We start from the raw sequence: 18,893 nt of genomic DNA, 5'->3' as shown, positions 1-18,893 counted from the left end.
TCAACCCCCGAACGCGCCGGCGCCCGTGCGGTCGGCCGTGACGTAGTCGAGCACGCACTGGCGGCCGACGGCGGCGCTGTCGCGGTAGGCGACGGGCAGCTGGTCGGCGGCCGTGCGCACCGGCTCCGGCCGGTACTTGGCGCGGAACGCCTGGGCCAGCAGGCCCGCGCCGATCCCGGACTCGTTGGCCGTGATCTGGCCGGCCAGGGCCGTCCACGCGTTGCCGAACACCGCGGCCGCCGCCTCGATGCCGGTCATCGCCTGGTCCGCCGCGTCGGTGTCGAGGTGGACGAAGCTCATCGCCGCGCCCTCCGGTCCAGCTCGCCGAGCAGCGGGTCGAACCGGGGGTCGGTCGCCTCGGGTGACGGCATGAGGTGCTTGGTCAGCGCGACGACCTGTGCCTCGGCCAGTCGTCCCGCTTCGGCGACCGCCGCGACGATCCGCCTGCCCAGCGCGGCGGCGTCCGGGTCGCGGTAGACGCGCGGGTTCAGTCGCAGGTCGAGCAGTTCGCCGCGCGCGCCGACGGTGGCGGTGATCAGGCCGTCCGGTGAGTCCGCGCTCGCCCGGATCGCGGTCATGCCCTGTTGCACGGCGCGCAGGTCGTCGGCGAGGCGCCGGTAGGCTGCGGGGTCCATGGGTGCGATGCTCGCCCGGCACGACCCGCGTGCGGCGGCACGTGACCGCTTCCGGCCACCGCGGCACGGCTCGCGGGCGCGGTGCCGACGATGGGCCCGTGAGACGACTCAACACCGCGCTCGCGGCCGTCGCGCTCGTGGCACTGTCCACACCGGACGCCCACGCCGCGCCGCCGCCCGGCGCCTGCCGCGACCCGGAGCCCGCGCGCCCGCCGATCCGGGAACTGCCGTGGGCGCAGCAGGCGCTCGACGTGACGCGGGCGTGGCCGCACAGCACCGGGGGCGGGGTGCTCGTCGCGGTCGTGGACACCGGCGTCGACCGCGACCACCCGCAGTTGGCCGCGCCGGGCAAAGTGGTGCGGGGCGAGGACTTCTTCCTCGTGGGTGACCTGCCCGGCGACTTCGACTGCGGGTCGCACGGCACCGCCGTGGCCAGCATCATCGCCGCCGACCAGGTGGAGGGCGTCGGTTTCCACGGTGTCGCGCCCGGCGCGCGGGTGCTGCCGGTGCGGGTCGCGGACCGCGATCTGAACGACTCGGGCGCGGTCAACGCGCTGGACCCGGTCGTGCTGGCGCGGGGCATCCGGTACGCCGTCGACGCGGGCGCGAAGGTGATCAACCTGTCGATGTCCGGGCAGGACGACAACCCGTACGTGCGCGACGCGGTGGCGCACGCCGTGGCCAAGGACGTGCTCGTGGTGGCCGCCACGGGCAACCGGCAGCAGAGCGGCGGCCCTCGGCTGCCGTCGTTCCCGGCCGCGTACGACGGGGTGCTCGGCGTCGGCGCGATCGACATCGCGGGCGACCGGATGGCCGGGTCGCAGGTCGGTGACTACGTCGACCTGGTCGCGCCGGGCAAGGCGGTGGCCGGCGCGACCCGGGCGGGCGGGCACGCGTATTGGGAGGGCACGAGCTTCGCCGTGCCGTTCGTCGCGGGCACGGCCGCGCTGGTGCGGGCCGCGTGGCCGGAGCTGCCCGCGCCGGAGGTCGCGCGGCGGCTGCTGGCCACGGCGAGCCCGGCCCGCGGCCAGGCCGCCGCGTACGGCGTCGGCGTGGTCAACCCGTACCGCGCGGTCACCGACGGGTTGGCGGCGGCCAAGCCGGACCTCGTGCCGGTGGTCGTCAAGCCGACGCCGGACCCCGACGCGGTACGGGAACGGGCGTGGTGGCGTGCGGCGGCGGAGAGCGCGCGCGGGCAGGTGGTGCTGGCTGCCGGGGTCGTGGTCGCGGCTGCGGTGCTGGCGTTCGTGCTGGTCAACGGGCGCCGTCGGCGGTGGGCGCCGACGCGGCTCGACCCGCTGCCCGAGGGCTCGCCGCCGGCCGAGGTGCCGGACCAGGTGTTCCTGTTCCGCCGCTGACCGCGCGAAGACCCACCCGCAGGAAGACCTGGACGCGGAAGGGCCCCGACGCCAACCGGCGTCGGGGCCCACTGGTGTGCCGCTCAGATCCCCGTGCTGCCGACCCGCGCCACCGCGGCGCCGAGGGCCTGCTGCAGTTCGGCGTTGGCCTTGTCCACCCCGCCGCGCAGCGCCTGCAGCATCGCCTGCTGCGCGGTCGACACCTGGTGCCACGCGGCGCTGATCTCGCTGAACTGGCCACCGGCCTGGTCCAGCCAGTCCGCGGACGTCGCACCGGAGGTCGCGCGCCAGGTGTCCATCTCCTGCTCCACCCTGGCGACCGTCGAGGCGATCTGCCCGGCCAGCCCTTCCAGCTGGGCGAAGTTGCCCTTGATGAGCATGTCGTTCCTTCCTGGTGGTCCGGTACCGCGGTCAGCCGAGCGCGCCGCCGAACGGGCTGGCGCCCTGCACGGCGTTGAGCCCGGTCGCCGAGGCCTGGTCGGCGTTGAGGTAGGTGTTCGAGGAGAACCTGGTGTTCTCGCCGAGGCTGTTGAGCGCCGTGGTGAGCCGGGTGATGCCCGCCTCCCACTGGGCGTGCGCGGCGTCGAACGCGGGCCGCGCGGTGCCCTCCCACTGGCCCTTGAGCGCGTCCACCGTGGGACGCAGCGATGCCCGGTGCCCCTCGATGTCACCGGACACGGTCGCCGCCATCGAGGCGGCGCGCTCCAGTGTCTCGGTAACGCCGTGAAGTTGGTCCTGCACTCCGGTTCTCCTTCCGCTGGTTGCGGTTCTGCGCTGCCCAGCGAACCGCCCCGGCGGGGTGCGCCGCCGGTGCGCGGCACGTTCCTGCCACCGCCGCCCGCCGCCGCCCGCACGCCACCACGATCGGTGCCCTACAGCGAAGAAGGGGGTGCGCCGGCGTGGCGACCGTGGTGGTGACGAGGCCTCAGCGCAGGCCCGCGCCGGAGATGCCGTCCGGCGAGCTCGTGCTGGAGGCGCCGCCGGAGATCCCCCAGCCCGCCGCGCGCACGTGGACGCAGCTGGTCATGGTGCTGCCGATGGTGGCGATCATGGCGGCGATGCTGCTGGTGTTCGGCGGCGGTGCGACCGGTGCGCTGCGGTTCGTCGTGTTCGGGCTCTTCGGCGTGGCGATGCTGGCGATGGTGCTGGTGTCGATGCTGAACGGCAGCGGTCCGAGCAAGCGCGAGATGGCCCAGGCGCGGCGCTCCTACCTGCGGCAGCTGGCCCAGTACCGGGTTCGGGTCACCCGGTCGATCCGCCGCCAGCGCGACGCGCTGGCCCACCTGCACCCCGAACCGGAGGCGCTGCTGTCGCTGGCCGCGTCGGACCGGCGGTGGGAGAGGCGCCGGTCCGACGCGGACTTCGCCGTCGTGCGCGTCGGGCTCGGCCCGCAGAGCCCGGCGCTGGACCTCGTGCCACCGGACACCGTGCCGCTGGAACGGCTGGAACCGTTGTCCGCGTTGGCGTTGCGGCGGTTCCTGACCACCTACTCGACGGTGGCCGACCTGCCGCTGGCGTTGGCGCTGCCGGGGTTCGGCGTGATCCACGTCGGTGGTGACCGGGCACGCGCGGTGGCGTTGGTGCGCGCGGTGCTGGCGCAGCTGGCGGTGCTGCAGGCACCGGACGACGTGCGGGTCGCGGTGTGCGCGGGTGACGCCGCACGGCCCTCGTGGGAGTGGGTGAAGTGGCTGCCGCACGCGCTGCACCCGGACCGCACCGACGCGGTGGGGCCCGTGCGGCTGGTCACGTCCGGCGTGGTGGCGCTGGAGGCGTTGCTGGACGACCTGCTCGCCGCCCGGCCCAGGTTCGACCCCGACGCACCGCGCTCCACGGCCGGGCCGCACCTGGTGGTGGTGCTCGACGGCGGCACGGTCGCGGGCTCGGACCACCTGATGACCGGCGGCGGCGTCGAGGGCGTGACCGTGCTGGACCTGTCGTCACCGCTGCCGCGTGTGCCGGAGCGGGCGGCGCTGGTGCTGGAGGTGGCCGCCGACGGCGTGCTGGTCGCCCGCACGGTGGAGGGAGACGTGGAGCTGGGCCGTGCCGACGTGCTGGACCCGCCCACGGCGGAGGCGCTGGCCCGGGAGCTGGCGCCGCTGCGGCTGACCGCGGGCGGCACCGGTGAGCAGCCGCTGGCGGGCGACACCGGGCTGGAGGACCTGCTGGAGCTGGGCGAGGTGTACTCCTACGAGCCGGGGGAGAACTGGCAGCAGCGGCCCAACCGGGACCGGCTGCGCATCCCGTTCGGCCTGCGTGAGGACGGCACGCCGGTCGAGCTGGACCTCAAGGAGTCCGCGCAGGACGGCATGGGGCCGCACGGCCTGCTCATCGGCGCGACCGGGTCGGGCAAGAGCGAGCTGCTGCGCACCCTCGTGCTCGGCCTGGCGCTGACGCACCCGCCCGAGTCGCTGAACTTCGCGTTGATCGACTTCAAGGGTGGCGCCACGTTCACCACCCTGGACCGGCTGCCGCACACCAGCGCGGTGATCACCAACCTGGCGGACGAGCTGCCGCTGGTCGACCGGATGGCCGACGCGGTGAACGGCGAGTTGGTGCGCCGCCAGGAACTGCTGCGCGCGGCTGGGAACTTCGCCTCGCTGCGCGACTACGACCGGGCCCGCGCGGCGGGCGCGCCGCTGCCCGAGGTGCCGACGCTGCTGGTGGTGTGCGACGAGTTCAGCGAGCTGCTGTCGGCCAAGCCCGACTTCGTGGACATCTTCGTGCAGATCGGGCGGTTGGGGCGGTCGCTCGGCGTGCACCTGCTGCTGGCCAGCCAGCGGCTGGAGGAGGGCCGGTTGCGGGGGCTGGACACGCACCTGTCGTACCGGATCGGGCTGCGCACGTTCTCCGAGCTGGAGAGCCGGACCGTGCTCGGCGTGGCGGACGCGTTCAGCCTGCCCCGCGCGCCCGGCCACGGCTACCTGAAGTTCGGCACCGAGCCGATGGTGCGGTTCCGGTCGGCGTACGTGTCGGGCGTGCACCGCAGGCCCGGGTCGGGTGGGTCGTCGGGATCGGTGGAGGTGCCCGGGATGGCGCCCTACACCACCGAGTACGTGGCGCCGCTCGCGCTGCCCGTGGTGGACCCGGTGGACGAGGACGCGGTCGGCGAGAGCCTGCTGGACATCCTGGTCGACCGGTTGGCCGGCCGCGGCACGCCCGCGCACCAGGTGTGGCTGCCGCCGTTGGACCAATCGTCCACTTTGGACGAGCTGCTGGGCGTCCTCGGCCCGGATCCGGCGCGAGGGCTGTGCCCGGTCGACGCACGGCGCAACGGTGGGCTGCGCGCGGTGGTGGGCCTGGTCGACCGGCCGTTCGAGCAGCGGCGCGACCTGCTGGAACTGGACCTGTCCGGTGCGGCCGGGCACGTGCTGGTGGTCGGCGGGCCGCGCAGCGGTCGCAGCACGGCGTTGCGGACGGTGGTCGCGAGCCTCGCGCTGACCCACACACCGGCGGAGGTGCAGTTCTACTGCCTGGACTTCGGCGGCGGGCTGCTCGCTGCCTTGCGCGGGCTTCCGCACGTCGGCGGGGTGGCGGGGCGTCAGCAGGCCAGTGCCGTGCGGCGGACCGTGGCCGAGGTGGCGGCGGTGCTGGAACGGCGGGAACGGCTGTTCGCCGAGCACGACGTGGACGGCATCGCCGGGTTCCGGGCGCTGCGGCGGGAGGGCCGGTTCGCCGACGAGCCGCACGGCGACGTGTTCCTGGTGATCGACGGCTGGCAGACGTTGCGCAAGGAGTTCGAGGACCTGGAGGACGTGGTCTCTGACATCGCGACGCGCGGGCTGTCGTTCGGCGTGCACGTGGTGGGCGCGTGCGCCCGGCCGTTCGACCTGCGGCCGGGTATCCGGGACCTGTTCGGCAGCCGGTTGGAGCTGCGGCTGGGTGACCCGTTGGACAGCGTGGTGGACCGGCGCAGCGCGGCGGCCGTGCCGGAGGGCGCGCCGGGCCGCGGCATCACGCCGGGCAAGCACCACATGCTGGTGGCGTTGCCGCGCATCGACGGAGAGTCCGATGTGGACAGCGCGACGCCCGCGCTCGTCGACCTGGTGGACGCGGTGGCGCGGGCATGGACCGGTGCGCACGCGCCGCGGGTGCGGCTGCTGCCCGGCCTGGTGACCGAGGCCTACCTGCCCCCGGTCGACGCGGACCTGAAGTTCGCGATCGGCGTGGCGGAGCACGACCTGGGGCCGGTGCACCTGGACTTCCTGGCCGACGCGCACTTCCTGGTGCTGGGCGACACGGAGTCGGGCAAGACGGCTTTCCTGCGATTGCTGGCCCGCCGGATCGTGGCCAACCGCACGCCCGCGCAGGCCAGGCTGCTGGTGGTCGACCACCGGCGCGGCCTGGTCGGCGACGTGCCGGACACGCACCTGCTCGGCTACGGCGCGGACGCCACGACCACCGCCCACCTGATGGCGGAGGCGGCACGGGCGATGGCGGCGCGGCTGCCGGGTCCGGACGTGACGGCGGAGCAGCTGCGCGCCCGCAGCTGGTGGACCGGGCCCGAGCTGTTCGTGCTGATCGACGACTACGACCTGGTCGCGACCGGCCTGGACAACCCGCTGCTCGCGTTGCTGCCGTACCTGCCGCAGGGACGGGACATCGGGCTGCACGTCGTGCTCACGCGGCGGACCGGTGGTGCGGGGCGCGCGCTGTTCGAGACGTTCATCGCCAGGCTGCGCGATGTGGGCTCGCCGGGCCTGATGTTGTCCGGCGACCGGAACGAGGGGCCGTTGCTCGGCGGCCTCAAGCCCGAGCCGCTGCCACCGGGGCGCGGCCGGCTGGTCGACCGGCGGCGCGCGCCGTCGCTGGTGCAAGTGGCAGATCCGGACCGAGGGAGTGATCAGTGAACGATGGATTGCACGGGTGGACCCAGTACATGGCGGCGTTCGAGCCGCGACCACTGGATCTGAGGGCCGTGGCGCAGGAGGCCGTGCCCAGCTATTGCGGTGGCGGGATGCTGGAGTGCCCGCCGTTCCGGACGGCCGACGAGACGTCGACCACCGCGCTGACCACCTACCTGACCGCCGCCGACCACGAACTGGTGGAGCTGCGGGAGATCACGCGGGCGTGCGCGGACGACTACCAGCGTGCCGACGGCACCAGCGCGGAGGCCCTGGTCAAGGTGCGTGACGCGGCGCCACTGGGTCCCGCTCCCGTATTCGCCGAGGCCGTCGACGGCTACCGGATGGTCCCGCGCGGTCCCGGCGGCGACCCGGCGGGCATGTCATGAGCTACGCGGAGGAGACGGTCGCGCAGATGGCCAAGCGGGTGGAGAAGGAGATGGTCTCCGATCACATCCGCCGACTGCAGCGGGCGAGCCGGATGTGGCGGATGGCACGGGAGGAGCTGGAGGCATCGGCGTCGGTGTTGGACACCCAGGCCACCGACCTCGCGGCGAAGTGGGTCGACCAGGCCGGTGACCTGTTCGCCGCCCGGGCGTCGGCGGCCTCGCGGGAGATGCAGCAGTGGGCGGCGCGGATCGCCGCGGCGCAACCTTGGGTGGCGCTGGACCTGCTGGCCGTGGGCATCCCGAATACGAAGCAGGTCATCGACGGGCTCGCGGCGGAGGAGAAGGCGCTGCTGGACGCTGTGGCGAAGGGCACCGACCCGGACGCCGTCGCGAAGTTGCAGGCGGTGCGCCAGGAGGCGGCGGCGCACATGGAGGCCTTGGACAAGCTGTTCGCAGAGGCGGCGAGCGCGGTGCGGGCGGCGGTCGAGGGTGAGCAGGCAACCATGGCGGGACCCGGTGGCCCCGGCGGTCCTGGCGCAGGTCCGGCCGGTGGCCCGTCGGGCGGTCCGGCAGGTGGTCCCGCAGGGGGACCGGCAGCTGGACCCGCCGGTGGCGCGGCGCCGGGCGGTGCGGCCGGTGGCCCGGCGCCGGGCGGTGCGCCCGCTGGTCCCGCCGGTGGTCCGGCGCTGTCCGGTGGCGCGGCGGCTCCGCCGAAGCTGCCGACCGCACCACCGACCGTCGACCTGCCCCGGCCGGCCCCGGCACTGCCGCAGCTGCCCGTCGCGCCTCCCGTGGCGACGGCGGGGCTCGGCGCGGGGTTGTCACCGCGGGGTATCGGCGGACGGGCGGTGGCCGGTGCGGCGTTGACCGGTCTGCCGGGCGTGCCGTCGATCCAGCAGGCCGCCAGGCCGGGCACCCTCTCCGCCGCCGCGTTGACCCCACCGCCGCCACCGGTACCGCCCACGGCGGCCGGTGCGGCGTCGACGGCGGCGACCGGGGGCGGCACCGTGCCGCCGATGGTGCCGCCGATGTCGGGCGCGGCGCGGTCCGGTGCGGGCACGCCGAAGCCGGGCAACGCCCAGCACCAGCAGGCGGGCCGGGGCAGGCAGCGCACCGGCACCCCGGGAGTCCCCGACGCGTTGCGGGGCAGGCCGACCCCGGTGGGCGCCCTGCCCACCCGGACGGACCGGCGGCGGTCCCCCGAGTCGGAGGCGCTGGACGAGGAGCTGTGGCAGACCGAGGCCCCGTCCTCGCCGTTGACCGGCCGCTGACGCAGTGCAAAAGCGCCGCCCCTCGCGAGTTGCGAGGGGCGGCGCTTCGTCGTGCGGATCAGACTCGGGCGAGGGCGGTGACGGGGTCGAGCGGGGAGCCGTGCGGCACGCGGGCGACCAGGCTCACCGGCAGGCGAACCGGCGTGAAGCCCTTGTACCCCAGAACCTCCAGGACCTCCCGCTGGGCCAGCGGGTGGGCGCGCCCCTGGTCGGTCACCAGGACCACCGTGCCCACCGGGGCATCGGGACCCGGCATCACCTCCACCACGGCGGCCCGGCCCGGCGGCACGATCACCCGGTCGGCCAGCGGCGTCCCCGTCTCGGTGCGCCGGGCGGTGGCCGTCGTCAGGGGGTCCGGCGCCGGCAGGTCCGGGTCCGCGACCAGGGTCGGCGGTGAACCGGCGCCGTCGAACGCCGCGCACAGCACCGAGCCGTCCGCCGCGGCGAACTCCGGGCGCGCGGTCGGCGGCTTGCCCGGCCCGATCGCGACCGGTGGCCCCTGCCGCGCCTGACCGGCCACCACCAACCCCAGCGGCAGCCCGAACGGCTGCCCGCCGTCGTACGCCTGCGCGGTGGGCTGGAAGGCGCGCTGGATGTCGTACTGCAACTCCGAGATGGGCCGCAGCACCTCCGCCTCCGCCAGGTAGTGCTGCACCGCGCCACCGGAGGTCTCCACCGCGAACAGCCGGCCGATCCGCGCGCCCGGCACCGCCTTGGACTCCGCGCCGATGTCCGGCAACGCGATCGGCGCGATCGGCTCACCCGCCGGTAGCACGTCGACCATCGACGAACCGACCCGCGCCCTCGGCTCGGACCGCAGCGCCAGCCCCACCGCCACCGTGTCGGCCTGCTTGATCCGGTGCCGGAAACCGCGCCACAACAGGTACTGGTCACCGGTGTCGGGCACGTCCACCAGCAGCGCGCGATCGTCCAGCGACCGTCCACCCGGGACACCGCCGCCGACCACGAGCACCGAGTCGTTCACCGTCGCACCGGTGACGTCCGGCCGGGGCTGGGAACACATCGTCCAGCCCGTGGTGAGCAGCCGGTCGGGATCGGGCAGCGAGTCCGGCGCGTCCTCGATCCCGATCCGCGGCCCGCGCGGCACACCGGCCAACGACTCGCGCGACACCGTGCGCGTCGGCGCGTGCTTGCCCAACGCCAGCAACGCCGACACGTAGTTCGCCACCGGGTGCAGCCGACCGTCCAGGTAGACGTGCCGCGCGCCGGTCTCCTCCTCCACCACCACGACCTCGCCGCGCCAGGCCGTGCTGCCACCCGGCGACACCATCCCGTACACGCCGAAGCCCGCCAGCACGACCACCGCGATGGCGATGCCGCCGAACGCCGCCACCACCGACCGGCGGAACGGCGGCTGCTCGGGATCGGTCTCGCCGGTGACCAACGCCGACACCACCCGTTGCAGCAGGAACTGCTGCGCCTGCAACTGATCCCGGTTCGACGCCACGGCTCAGCCCCCCAACCCGCGCAGGTACGCGTACAGGCCGAGCACCGCGCACACCACCGGCACCACCGCGATCACCACGACGACCTCCACCAGTTCCGCGTACCGCGACAGCCGCGGGTTCCACTTCACCCGGGCCAGGCCGAGGACGACCACCACCGCCCCGATCCCGATCACGGCCGGTCCCGTCGGCAGGCACGCCAGCACCGCGACGCCCGCGCCGAGCAGCGGACCGCGTTGCCGCACCGACGGGTACAGCCGGGCGCGCAGCAACAGCCCCGCCGAGAGCACGCCCAGCAGCACCGTCGCCCACACGTCACCGCGCGTCAGCAGGACCGCGCACGCCCCGACCACGGCCGCGCAGCCCGCGAGCATCCCGGTGAGCAGGGCGTCGGCCCGCACGACCGCCTCGCGCACCGCCGCACGGGCCGGTCGCGGCGGGTCGGCGAGCAGGTCCGCGGGCGTGCGCGGCAACGTCGGCAGCGGCACCCGACCCAGCCGGATCGCCAACGGCGCGCACAGCGGCGAGAACACCAGCGCCGCACCCGCGACCACCGCCGCCGCCTCGACACCGCTCAGCACGTCCGCCGCCAGCCACGCGCCACCCGCACCGAGCAGCGCGGCCGTGGTCGTGCCGGTGAACCACACCACCTTCTCCGCCACCCCGATCAGCGCGAGCACCGACACCACCAGCACCGCCGAGCACGCCGACAGCACGTGCGGCGCGCCCAGCCCCTGCCCGGTGCCCAGGAACAGCACGCCGCCCAGCCCCGCGAACGGCAGCGCCAACGCCGCCACCACCGCGCCCGCACCCGCGTCGCCGAACGCCCGCGCGCACGTCACGCCCGCCGCCAGCAGCACCGCCGCCAAGCCCCACGACCACCACGGCGAACCGAGGCCCGCCAGCGGCACGGCACCGAGCAGCACCAGCAGCCCGCCCGCGAGCAGACCGGCGCGCCGGGTGTGCCGCGGACCCCACGTGCGGCCCAGACCGGACGCGATCACGTCCACCAGGTCGTCGTACTCCAGCTCCGGCCACTCCGTGCGGCGGTGCGCCAGGTGCAGCACCTCTCCGTCCCGGATGCGGTGCGCGGCGAGCGTGCGCCCCAGTTCGAGCGCGGTGCCGTCGGGACGGCGCAGCAGCCACCCGTCGTCGGCGGGAGGCTCGCCCGCGTGCTTGAGCAGTCCCGGCAGCACTTCGGCGACCGACGACGACTCGGGCAGCGCCAAGTCGATGCGCCGGTGCGGTGCGGCGATCGTCACCCGCACCAGCCCTGTGGTGTTCATGCGCGCCACGATGGACCGCCGCCGTCGTCCGCGGTGGTGGTGCGGCAGCTACCGGACACGGCGCCCGGCGGGTGGACGGGCTGCGGCACCGTGGGGACAATGAGCGCCACGATGGTCAATCCACAGAGCAACCACCTCGTGCCGCTGGGCACCGGCCCGGTGGCGACGGTGTACGCGGGTGGCGGGGCGGCGTACAAGGTGTTCCCGGTCGCGCTGGACCGGCGCACCCGCACCGCGCTGGAGCGGGAGATCGCGAAGTGGCGGCGCGTGCCGTTCACCCCGGTCGTGCGCGGGGTGGAGGAGCTGGCTGACGGTGTGACCGCGGTGTGCTCGGAGCTGTGCCGGCACTCGCTGGCGGCCCGGGTGCGGCACGACGGCGCGCTGCCGGTGGCAGAGGTGCTCGACCTGGCGCAGGTGCTGGCCGAGGCGTTGGCCGCCGCGCACGCCGCCGGTCTCGTGCACGGCGGGGTGACCGCGACCAACGTGCTGTTCCGCCCGTCCGGCGAGCCGGTGCTGGCCGACGGGGGCCTGGTGGTGCGCCGCGCGTTCCCGGCCGACCCGCCGGTGGACTTCGCCGCCCCGGAGACCGTGCGCGACGCGGTGCGTGACGCGCGCACCGACCTGTACGGCCTGGGTGCCGTGCTGTACTTGGCGTTGACGGGCGAGGTGCCCTACCCCGCGCGGATGGGGGAGCGGGCGGAGGAACACCTGCTGCGGGTGATGGGCGCACCGGTGCCCGAGGTGACGCGCGCCGACCTGCCGGCGGGCCTGGCCGACCTGGTCCGCGCGTTGCTGGCGCGGGAACCGGACGCGCGGCCGGCCGACGTGGCGGCGCGGTTGTCGGCCATCGCCGGTGTCGGCTTCGACGACTTCGCCGACGCGGGCTACTACCCGGCCGCACCGAACTTCCCGACGGCACAAGGCTTCCCGACGGCACAGGGCTTCCCGGCCGCACCGAACTTCCCGATGGCACAGGGCTTCCCGACGGGACCGGGTTTCCCGACGCCGGCCGGCTTCCCGACGGCGGCGGACTTCTTGGCGGCGCCGGCGCCGAGCCGGCCGTACACCCCGGCACCCCAGGAACCGTCACCGTTCGCCCCACCGCCGGCCGGTCCGCCTCCGGCACCGGACCCATCGGCTTCCGGTCAATCGCCATTCACCCTGCCGCAGGCCGAGCCGCAGACCCCCACGTCCCCACCGGCGAGCACCCGGCCGACACCGCCGCCGGTCCAGCTCCCGCCCGAGACGCCGGAGCAGCCGCAGGCTTCGCTGCCGCCGGCGGACCCGTTCCCGTCCCTCCCGCCGCAGCCCGAAGCCGCACCGCCGGTCCCGCTCGCGTCGGACGGCTACCTGGCCGTTCCGCCCGCGCCGCCGGTGCGGATGCCGCTCGCCGAGGTGAAGCCGAGCGAGAAGAAGGACGACCGGACCGGGCGGCTCGGGTTGGTGGCGGGTATCGCGGGTGCGTTGGTGTTGTTCGCCGCCGCGCCCTTCCTCCTCCTGAGCGAGGACTCGCCGCCACCGCCGCCCGCGGCACCGACGATGAACTCGCCCGCCGGCAACGGAGGCGTCCAGATCGAGCTGGAAGTGGTCAAGGAGACCGACACCCTCGTGCAGCTGGCCTGGCGCAGCACGGCCAAGCTGGACTACGTGGTGATCGTCGCACCCGACGGCCAGCCCCAGCGCAAGACGGTGGTGCTGCGCGAGCAGACCAAGGAGATCGAGGTCGAGCCCGGCCGCAAGTACTGCTTCGAGGTGCACGGCACCGACGGCGACCAGGTCTACGCCAGCCAGCCGAAGGGCATCCGGCAGGCCGACTGCGAGCGGTGAGCGGGGTTCAGAGGCGGAACAGGGCCTTCAGCCGGTCCTTCACCGGACGGCGGGCCAAGCCGGCCCGCACCGCCCGCGCCGCGGCCCACGCGTGCGCCCGCGCGTCGACCCGGGCACCGGACCACATCGTGGCGTCCACCGCCGTCGCCAGGCCGGACATCGCCTCCGCGGTCGGCTGGTCGACGATGTGCCGTGCCGCCGAAGCCGCGTCCCGGACCGTCATCGCCGACGTCACCGCCACCCCGTGCCGACGCAGCCGAGCGCGCACCTCGGCCCACGCGTCGGCCACCGTCCCCGAACGCCGCCGACGCCACGACCGCGCCCACGCCACCAGCGGCACCGCCGCGAACCACCCCACCGGCGGCACCACGACCAGCAACAGCAACCACCACCACGACCGCGGTTCGCCCGACGGGTCCTGAACCGGAGAAGCCGGCGGCAGCTGGGGCGGCGTGAGTTCCTCCACCGGCGGCAACTGCTCCCGCGCCTCCTCGGTCACCTCCGCCAACCCCGTCGAGGCCGACGACACCCGCGCCGACCCCGTCGGGTCCAACGGCACCCAGCCGACGTCGGCCACCGCCACCTCGGGCCACGCGATGGCGTCACCGTTGCGCACCACCGAGCGGTCACCGGACCCGTCGAACCCGACCACCAGCCGCGCCGGGATGCCCAGCCCCCGCGCCATCGCCACGTAGGCCGCCGCGAACTGCTCGCTCGTCCCGCGCTTGTCGACCAGCAGGAACCGCTCCAGCTGCGGCCAACCGTGCCCGACCGGCAGGTCGCCCGCGCTCACCAGCTCGTACTCGCGCCGCATGTGCTGCTCCAGCGCCAACGCCGTCTGGAACGACGACCGCAACCCGCGCACCGCGTCCGTCGCCAACGTCACCACCCGGGCGGGCACCTGCCCGACACCGGCGAACCCGCCCGGCGCCGACGGGTCGATCGCCTTGCCCATCAACGTGCCCGGGTCGATCAGCGGCTCCCACCACGTCAACGTGTACGAAGAAGCGTTCTCCGCCAGCAACGTGCCGCCCGCCGGGAACACCAACGCCTCCGCCCCGTCCACGGCTGCGGGCCGTGCCTGGCTCGGCAGCCAAGGCCCGCCCCACGACTCCAGCAGCCGCACCCGCGCGGACCGCGACACCGCATCCCCGGCCTCGGCCGGCAGCCCCGCGCCCATCCGCCGCAGCTCGCCACCGGGCGTCCAGTTCACCCCGTCGAACTCGTCCAGCACCGCGATCGGCCACCGGTCCACCGGCTTCGAATCGGCCGAGGAGAACTCGAACACCGGCTCGTCGGGGTTCGCCAGCCGGGCCGCCAACTCGTCGAGCGGGCTCGCCACCCGCGGCGTCGCCAGGGGCGCGACCTCGCCCGTCCGCAACGACCACGCCGACCCCGACGACACCGCACCCAACGCGACCGCGCCGACGACACCCAAGGCGATGGCCGCCCACGGCACGCTCCGCGCCACGATCACCGCACCGCAGGCCGCGAACGCCAGCGCCGCCGAGATCGCCGTCAGCCCACCGGCCGCCGCGTAGGCCTGGCTCAACACCACGACACCCGACGCGGGCACCAGCGAGACCAACGGCGCGCGCAGCCGCAACAGCAACTCGACCCCGAACACGGCCGCGGCCAGCACCAGCAGCGGCACGAACACCACGACCTCGGGCTCCGGACGCGCCGGCCACGTCGTCTGCAACGTCAGCCGCCACGACTCCGTCACCCCGGCGAGCACCGCCGACGGGTCGGCGCGCAACGCCGCGAGCAACCCGGCCAGCCCCGCCACGACCGCCGCCACCGCACGCCACGCCTCGCGCGACCGCAGCCACAGCGTCACGCCCAGCGCGGGCAGCACAGCCGCGCCGACCGGCAGCAGCAACGCGCCGACCCCGAACACCGGCCCGAACAGCAGTCCCGCCACCGCGGCCGCCGCGTACACGGCGACCGTCCCCCGCACGGCCACGTTCACCCCACCGCCTCGTTCCACCGCCGCACCGCCCGTTCGGCGTCCGGCGCCCAGATCACCCGCGCACCGACGACCTCACCTGGGCCGCCGAGCGAGAACACGACATCGGGCCGCAGCGGCGCGATCGCGTCCAGCGGAACCGCCGTCACCACGACCAGGCTGCCGGGCGGACGTGCCGGCAACGCCGACCCCGGCCGCACGCCCAGCACGCACAGCTCGTCCAACAGCCGCCGTGCGCCCAACACCCCGCCCCGCACGGTCACGTCCGCACCGCACGGCGTGAGCAACCGCCCGTGCCGACCGGCGACGACACCCGCGTGCAGCAGCGACGCGGCGATCTCCACGGCGTCCTCGAAACCCTTGGCGTGCCGGGTGTCCAGCAGCAGCGTGAACCGCGGCTGGTCGGGGTCGGCGTAGTCGCGCACCATCAGCTTCCCGGTCCGCGCGGTCGCCTTCCAGTGCACCAGCCGCACCTCGTCACCCGGCACGTACTCGCGCACCTCGCGCAGGTCGAGCGAGCCGCGCGGCGACTGGTCGGTGGTCGGCCCGTCGTGGTGGTGCCGCCGGTAACCGCCCGCGAACGGGCGGGCCGGGTGCAGCCGGGGGTGCACCCACAGCGTCACCGTGTCGCCGGTGTCCACCAGGTTGCGCACCAGGCCGAGCGGGTCGGCGCGTTCGATCGCCAGCGGGCCGACGGTGTGCTTGCCCCGAGACTCGGTCGGCAGCTCGTACCGGTACACCGCGTCCGCCCGCACGACGACGCCGCGCACGTGCGGCCCGCACCGGTCCCGCGCGGTGAAGCCGCCGCCCGCGTGCCGCACGTCCAGCCGGGCCAACGCGGGCTTGCCCCGCTCCACCCGGTCGGGGTAGACGTCCCGGCGCACGTCGACGCGCGGGCGCCGGGCGGCGGCGAAGAACGCCGCCACCACGGCGCCGACCGACAGCCCCGCCAACGCCTGCAACAGCGGGTAACCGGCCAGGAAACCGCCGACACCGCACAGCACGGCCACGACGAGCACAGCGACGCCGCGCCGGGTCAACCGCACCGGTCAGCCCGCCGCGAGCGGTGCCGCGACCGTGCCGAGCACCTCCGCGACCACCTCGGCGGGCCGGCGCTGGTTCAGCTCCGCGTCGGGGGTCAGCACCAGCCGGTGCGCCAGCACGGGCTCGGCCACCGCCTTGATGTCGTCCGGCGTCACGAACAGCCTGCCCTCCGTCGCCGCCAACGCCTGCGCCGCCCGCACCAGTGCGATGCTGCCGCGCGGGCTCGCGCCCCAGCGCACGGCCGTGTGCTCACGGGTGGCGGCGGCGAGCCGCACGGCGTACTCGACGATCGCGGGCGCGATGTGCGAGCCGCGGACCTCGGTGATCGCCTCGCGCAGCGCGGGGATGTCGACCACCGGGTCGAGGTCGTCCGGGCCGACCCGCGCCGCGTCGCTCATCACCACCAGCACCTCGGCGGCCAGGTCCGGGTACCCGACCGACAACCGCATCAGGAACCGGTCCAGCTGCGCCTCGGGCAGCCGGTAGGTGCCCTCCATCTCGATCGGGTTCTGGGTGGCCACCACCAGGAACGGGTGCGGCACCTCGTGCGCGGTCGAGTCGACCGTGACCCGGCGCTCGCTCATCACCTCCAGCAGCGCCGACTGCGTCTTCGGCGTGCCCCGGTTGACCTCGTCGGCCAGCACCACGTTGGCGAACACACCACCGGGGTGGAACTCGAACCGCTCGGTCTTCTGGTGGTACACGGTCACGCCGGTGACGTCGCCGGGCAGCAGGTCGGGGGTGAACTGGATGCGGTGCCACGTGCCGCCGATGCTGCGCGCCAGGCACCGCGCCAGCGTCGTCTTGCCCAGGCCGGGCACGTCCTCCACGAGCAGGTGCCCCTCGGCCAGCAACGCGGCCGCGGCGAGCCGCACCACCTCGGGCTTGCCGCGCACGACGCGCTGCACGTTGTCCGCGATCGCCTGGTAGGCCAGGGTCGACTTGGGCGCGTTCACATGTCCCTCCAGTACAGCACGTTCGACCGGACGCCGCCCGCTTCGACCCACACCTCCTGGCCGACGCCGTGGAAGTGGAACCGCAACGTCGAGTTGTAGCCCTGCGCGTCGGTGTGGGTGGTGTAGCCGTTGAACTCCCCCCAACCGGAGGAGTAGGCGGTGAGCCTGTAGTCGGTGTTCGGTTCGAAGCCGTGCAGTTCGATGAAGAGCCGCGCGCAGTCCGGTTTCTGGCAGTTCTCGTTGTAGTTCTCGGGTTCACCGCGCGAGATCGTGATGGAGGGCGCCCGGAACGGGGTGGCGCTCGCCGTCGCGCCCGGCCCTCTCCCGGCCGAGTTCTGGGCCACCACGGTGAACGTGTACGCGGTGCCGTTGGCCAGGCCGGGGACGGTGTAGGCGCGCACGTCGCCGCCGACCGTTATCCCGCCGCCGTTCCACGAGAGGTGGTAGGCGGTGACCGGCGCGCCGTTGTCGGGCGCCGCGCCCCAGGCCAGTGAGACGGTGCCGTTGCCCGCCGTGGCGGTGGGCGCACCCGGCGCGCCCGGAGGGCTGGCCGGCACCACCGGTGGTGGCGGCGCCGGCCGACGGGTCGGCTGCTGCTGCGCGGGACCCTGCTGCGTCGGTACCTGGTCGCCGACCGCCGGCGGCGTGGTCGTCTGGTTCGTCGTCTCCGACGGCGGCGTGAGCAGGGAGCGGGACGCGGACAGCCGCGTGCCGTTCGCCTGCACCGGGGTCACCTTGCCCTCCGGGTCCACGACCAGCACGTGCTTGCCCTCGGCGCCGTCGACGTAGACGCGCCCGTCGTCGCCCTTGGTCAACCGGGGCGACCCGCGTTCGGGTGGTACGGGCGTCTTGTGCCGCTTGCTGCCCTTGCTGTCGTACGTGTGCAGCGTGCCGCTGCGCTGGTCGAGCACCGCCACGGTGGAACCGGTGGACAGCGGACCGGTGTAGTCGCCGGGTTCCAGCGGCTCGACCTTGGTCTCCGCACCCGGCCGGTCGAAGACCACCTCGGCGCTGTCGATCAGGATCAGCCTGCCCCGGGGGTCGAGCACCGGCACGAGCCCGTCCGCGTTGCCGGGACCGATCTTCGCGTCGTCCGGCACGTCCGTGTCCAGCGACTTCGGCTTGGTCAGGCCGGTGTCGGCGACCAAGAGCATCGTGTCGGACGTGGTGTCGACGAACACGGGCTTGTCGGCGACGACGCTCAGCCCGCCGGTGTGGCCAGCGGTCACCGGCACCGGGCACGACGGGGCGGTCGTGCCCGCCGACAACCGGCACAGCAGGTTGCTCTTGGTGTAGTGCAGCCACACCGTGCCGTCCGAGGTGGCCACCGGGTTGCCCACCGGCTCGCCGGTCGAGATCGGGGGCGTCTTCTCGTCACCGAGGCGCACCACCTTGCCCGCTTGGCGGTAGACCAGGTACGGCCCGCCCGTGACCTCCAGCGCGACCGGCACCTCGTCGTCGGTCGGCGCGGCGGTCGTCCCCTTGACGCGCAGCGTCGACTTGCCGAACTCGGTGATCTTGCCGCGCCCGACGACGTGGCCGCTGGTGTCGCTCTGCACCACCAGGCTGCCCTGGTCGGCGTTCGGCACGGCCACCTCGGCGTTGACCTGCTTGGTCGAGCCGTCGATGTGGAACGCCTTGCCCAGCGCCGTGTTCATCACCCAGTGGCCCGGTTGCAGGAACTCCAGTTCCGGCACCCCCGACGCGCCACCGATGGCCAGGCCGACCACGGTGAGGCTGCCCGCCGTCAGCAGGGCCACCGGTACCCGACCGCGCCACTTCGCGGAAATCCCCATCGCACCCACCCCCTACTCTGCAATCACGTAGCGTATGGCACCCGATACAGAAACG

The 18,893-nt window shown here is 74.7% G+C and carries 15 protein-coding genes; 5 read left to right on the top strand and 10 right to left on the bottom strand.

The genetic code is table 11. The annotated features are described in order from the left end of the window. On the bottom strand, positions 1-300 hold the full coding sequence (locus A6A25_RS41650; RefSeq protein ID WP_073900084.1) for a hypothetical protein: 300 nt from the start codon (positions 298-300) through the stop codon (positions 1-3). Then, the gene (locus tag A6A25_RS41645) at positions 297-635 is read right to left on the bottom strand and encodes a YbaB/EbfC family nucleoid-associated protein (protein ID WP_073900083.1); all 339 of its coding nucleotides are present in this window, start codon (positions 633-635) and stop codon (positions 297-299) included. Before A6A25_RS41645 ends, A6A25_RS41650 begins: the two co-directional genes overlap by 4 nt. 98 nt (positions 636-733) lie before the next feature. On the opposite strand from A6A25_RS41645, the gene mycP reads away from it, so the two are divergent. Beyond that, positions 734-1,993 (top strand): type VII secretion-associated serine protease mycosin, encoded by a 1,260-nt coding sequence (mycP, locus tag A6A25_RS41640; RefSeq protein ID WP_073900081.1) that lies wholly within the window; start codon positions 734-736, stop codon positions 1,991-1,993. 83 nt (positions 1,994-2,076) lie between these two features. On the opposite strand, the gene A6A25_RS41635 is transcribed toward mycP, so the two are convergent. Beyond that, on the bottom strand, positions 2,077-2,373 hold the full coding sequence (locus A6A25_RS41635; protein ID WP_073900079.1) for a WXG100 family type VII secretion target: 297 nt from the start codon (positions 2,371-2,373) through the stop codon (positions 2,077-2,079). A gap of 31 nt (positions 2,374-2,404) precedes the next feature. Beyond that, entirely contained in the window at positions 2,405-2,734 is a 330-nt protein-coding gene (locus A6A25_RS41630) for a WXG100 family type VII secretion target (protein ID WP_073900077.1), read from the bottom strand. A 158-nt stretch (positions 2,735-2,892) separates the two neighbouring features. On the opposite strand from A6A25_RS41630, the gene eccCa reads away from it, so the two are divergent. The 3 genes from eccCa to A6A25_RS41615 are packed head-to-tail and all read left to right on the top strand — an operon-like array spanning position 2,893 to position 8,494. Then, positions 2,893-6,840 carry a type VII secretion protein EccCa gene (gene eccCa, locus A6A25_RS41625; protein ID WP_073900075.1) on the top strand — a complete coding sequence of 1,316 codons (3,948 nt, stop codon included), beginning with the start codon at positions 2,893-2,895 and terminating at the stop codon, positions 6,838-6,840. Next, positions 6,837-7,223 (top strand): hypothetical protein, encoded by a 387-nt coding sequence (locus A6A25_RS41620; protein ID WP_143193754.1) that lies wholly within the window; start codon positions 6,837-6,839, stop codon positions 7,221-7,223. The genes eccCa and A6A25_RS41620 overlap by 4 nt, the downstream gene beginning before the upstream one ends. Next, entirely contained in the window at positions 7,220-8,494 is a 1,275-nt protein-coding gene (locus A6A25_RS41615) for a hypothetical protein (RefSeq protein WP_073900071.1), read from the top strand. The genes A6A25_RS41620 and A6A25_RS41615 overlap by 4 nt, the downstream gene beginning before the upstream one ends. Positions 8,495-8,552: 58 nt before the next feature. Here the strand turns inward: A6A25_RS41615 and eccB are convergent, their stop codons facing one another. Both eccB and eccD read right to left on the bottom strand, forming a co-directional pair. Next, positions 8,553-9,962 (bottom strand): type VII secretion protein EccB, encoded by a 1,410-nt coding sequence (eccB, locus tag A6A25_RS41610; protein ID WP_073900069.1) that lies wholly within the window; start codon positions 9,960-9,962, stop codon positions 8,553-8,555. 3 nt (positions 9,963-9,965) lie between these two features. Continuing rightward, positions 9,966-11,246 (bottom strand): type VII secretion integral membrane protein EccD, encoded by a 1,281-nt coding sequence (eccD, locus tag A6A25_RS41605; protein WP_073900067.1) that lies wholly within the window; start codon positions 11,244-11,246, stop codon positions 9,966-9,968. 99 nt (positions 11,247-11,345) lie between these two features. Between eccD and A6A25_RS41600 the strand changes: the two genes are divergently transcribed. Continuing rightward, the gene (locus tag A6A25_RS41600) at positions 11,346-13,073 is read left to right on the top strand and encodes a serine/threonine protein kinase (RefSeq protein WP_073900065.1); all 1,728 of its coding nucleotides are present in this window, start codon (positions 11,346-11,348) and stop codon (positions 13,071-13,073) included. A gap of 7 nt (positions 13,074-13,080) precedes the next feature. On the opposite strand, the gene A6A25_RS41595 is transcribed toward A6A25_RS41600, so the two are convergent. From A6A25_RS41595 to A6A25_RS41580, 4 genes are read right to left on the bottom strand one after another with little or no spacing between them, the layout of a single operon-like run. Then, complete coding sequence (locus tag A6A25_RS41595) at positions 13,081-15,045, bottom strand: transglutaminase family protein (protein WP_083669096.1); 1,965 nt, start codon at positions 15,043-15,045, stop codon at positions 13,081-13,083. Continuing rightward, complete coding sequence (locus A6A25_RS41590; RefSeq protein ID WP_073900061.1) at positions 15,042-16,088, bottom strand: DUF58 domain-containing protein; 1,047 nt, start codon at positions 16,086-16,088, stop codon at positions 15,042-15,044. Before A6A25_RS41590 ends, A6A25_RS41595 begins: the two co-directional genes overlap by 4 nt. A gap of 3 nt (positions 16,089-16,091) precedes the next feature. Further along, a complete protein-coding gene (locus tag A6A25_RS41585; protein ID WP_073900059.1) occupies positions 16,092-17,042 on the bottom strand; it encodes an AAA family ATPase in 951 nt (316 codons plus the stop codon). Continuing rightward, positions 17,039-18,838, bottom strand: a complete 1,800-nt coding sequence (locus A6A25_RS41580) for a fibronectin type III domain-containing protein (protein ID WP_073900057.1) — start codon at positions 18,836-18,838, stop codon at positions 17,039-17,041. The genes A6A25_RS41585 and A6A25_RS41580 overlap by 4 nt, the downstream gene beginning before the upstream one ends. Between the last annotated feature and the right edge of the window lie 55 nt (positions 18,839-18,893).

This window comes from Saccharothrix sp. CB00851, from assembly GCF_001905065.1.
Lineage (GTDB): Bacteria > Actinomycetota > Actinomycetes > Mycobacteriales > Pseudonocardiaceae > Actinosynnema.
This window is presented reverse-complemented; position numbering and strand designations above follow the sequence as displayed.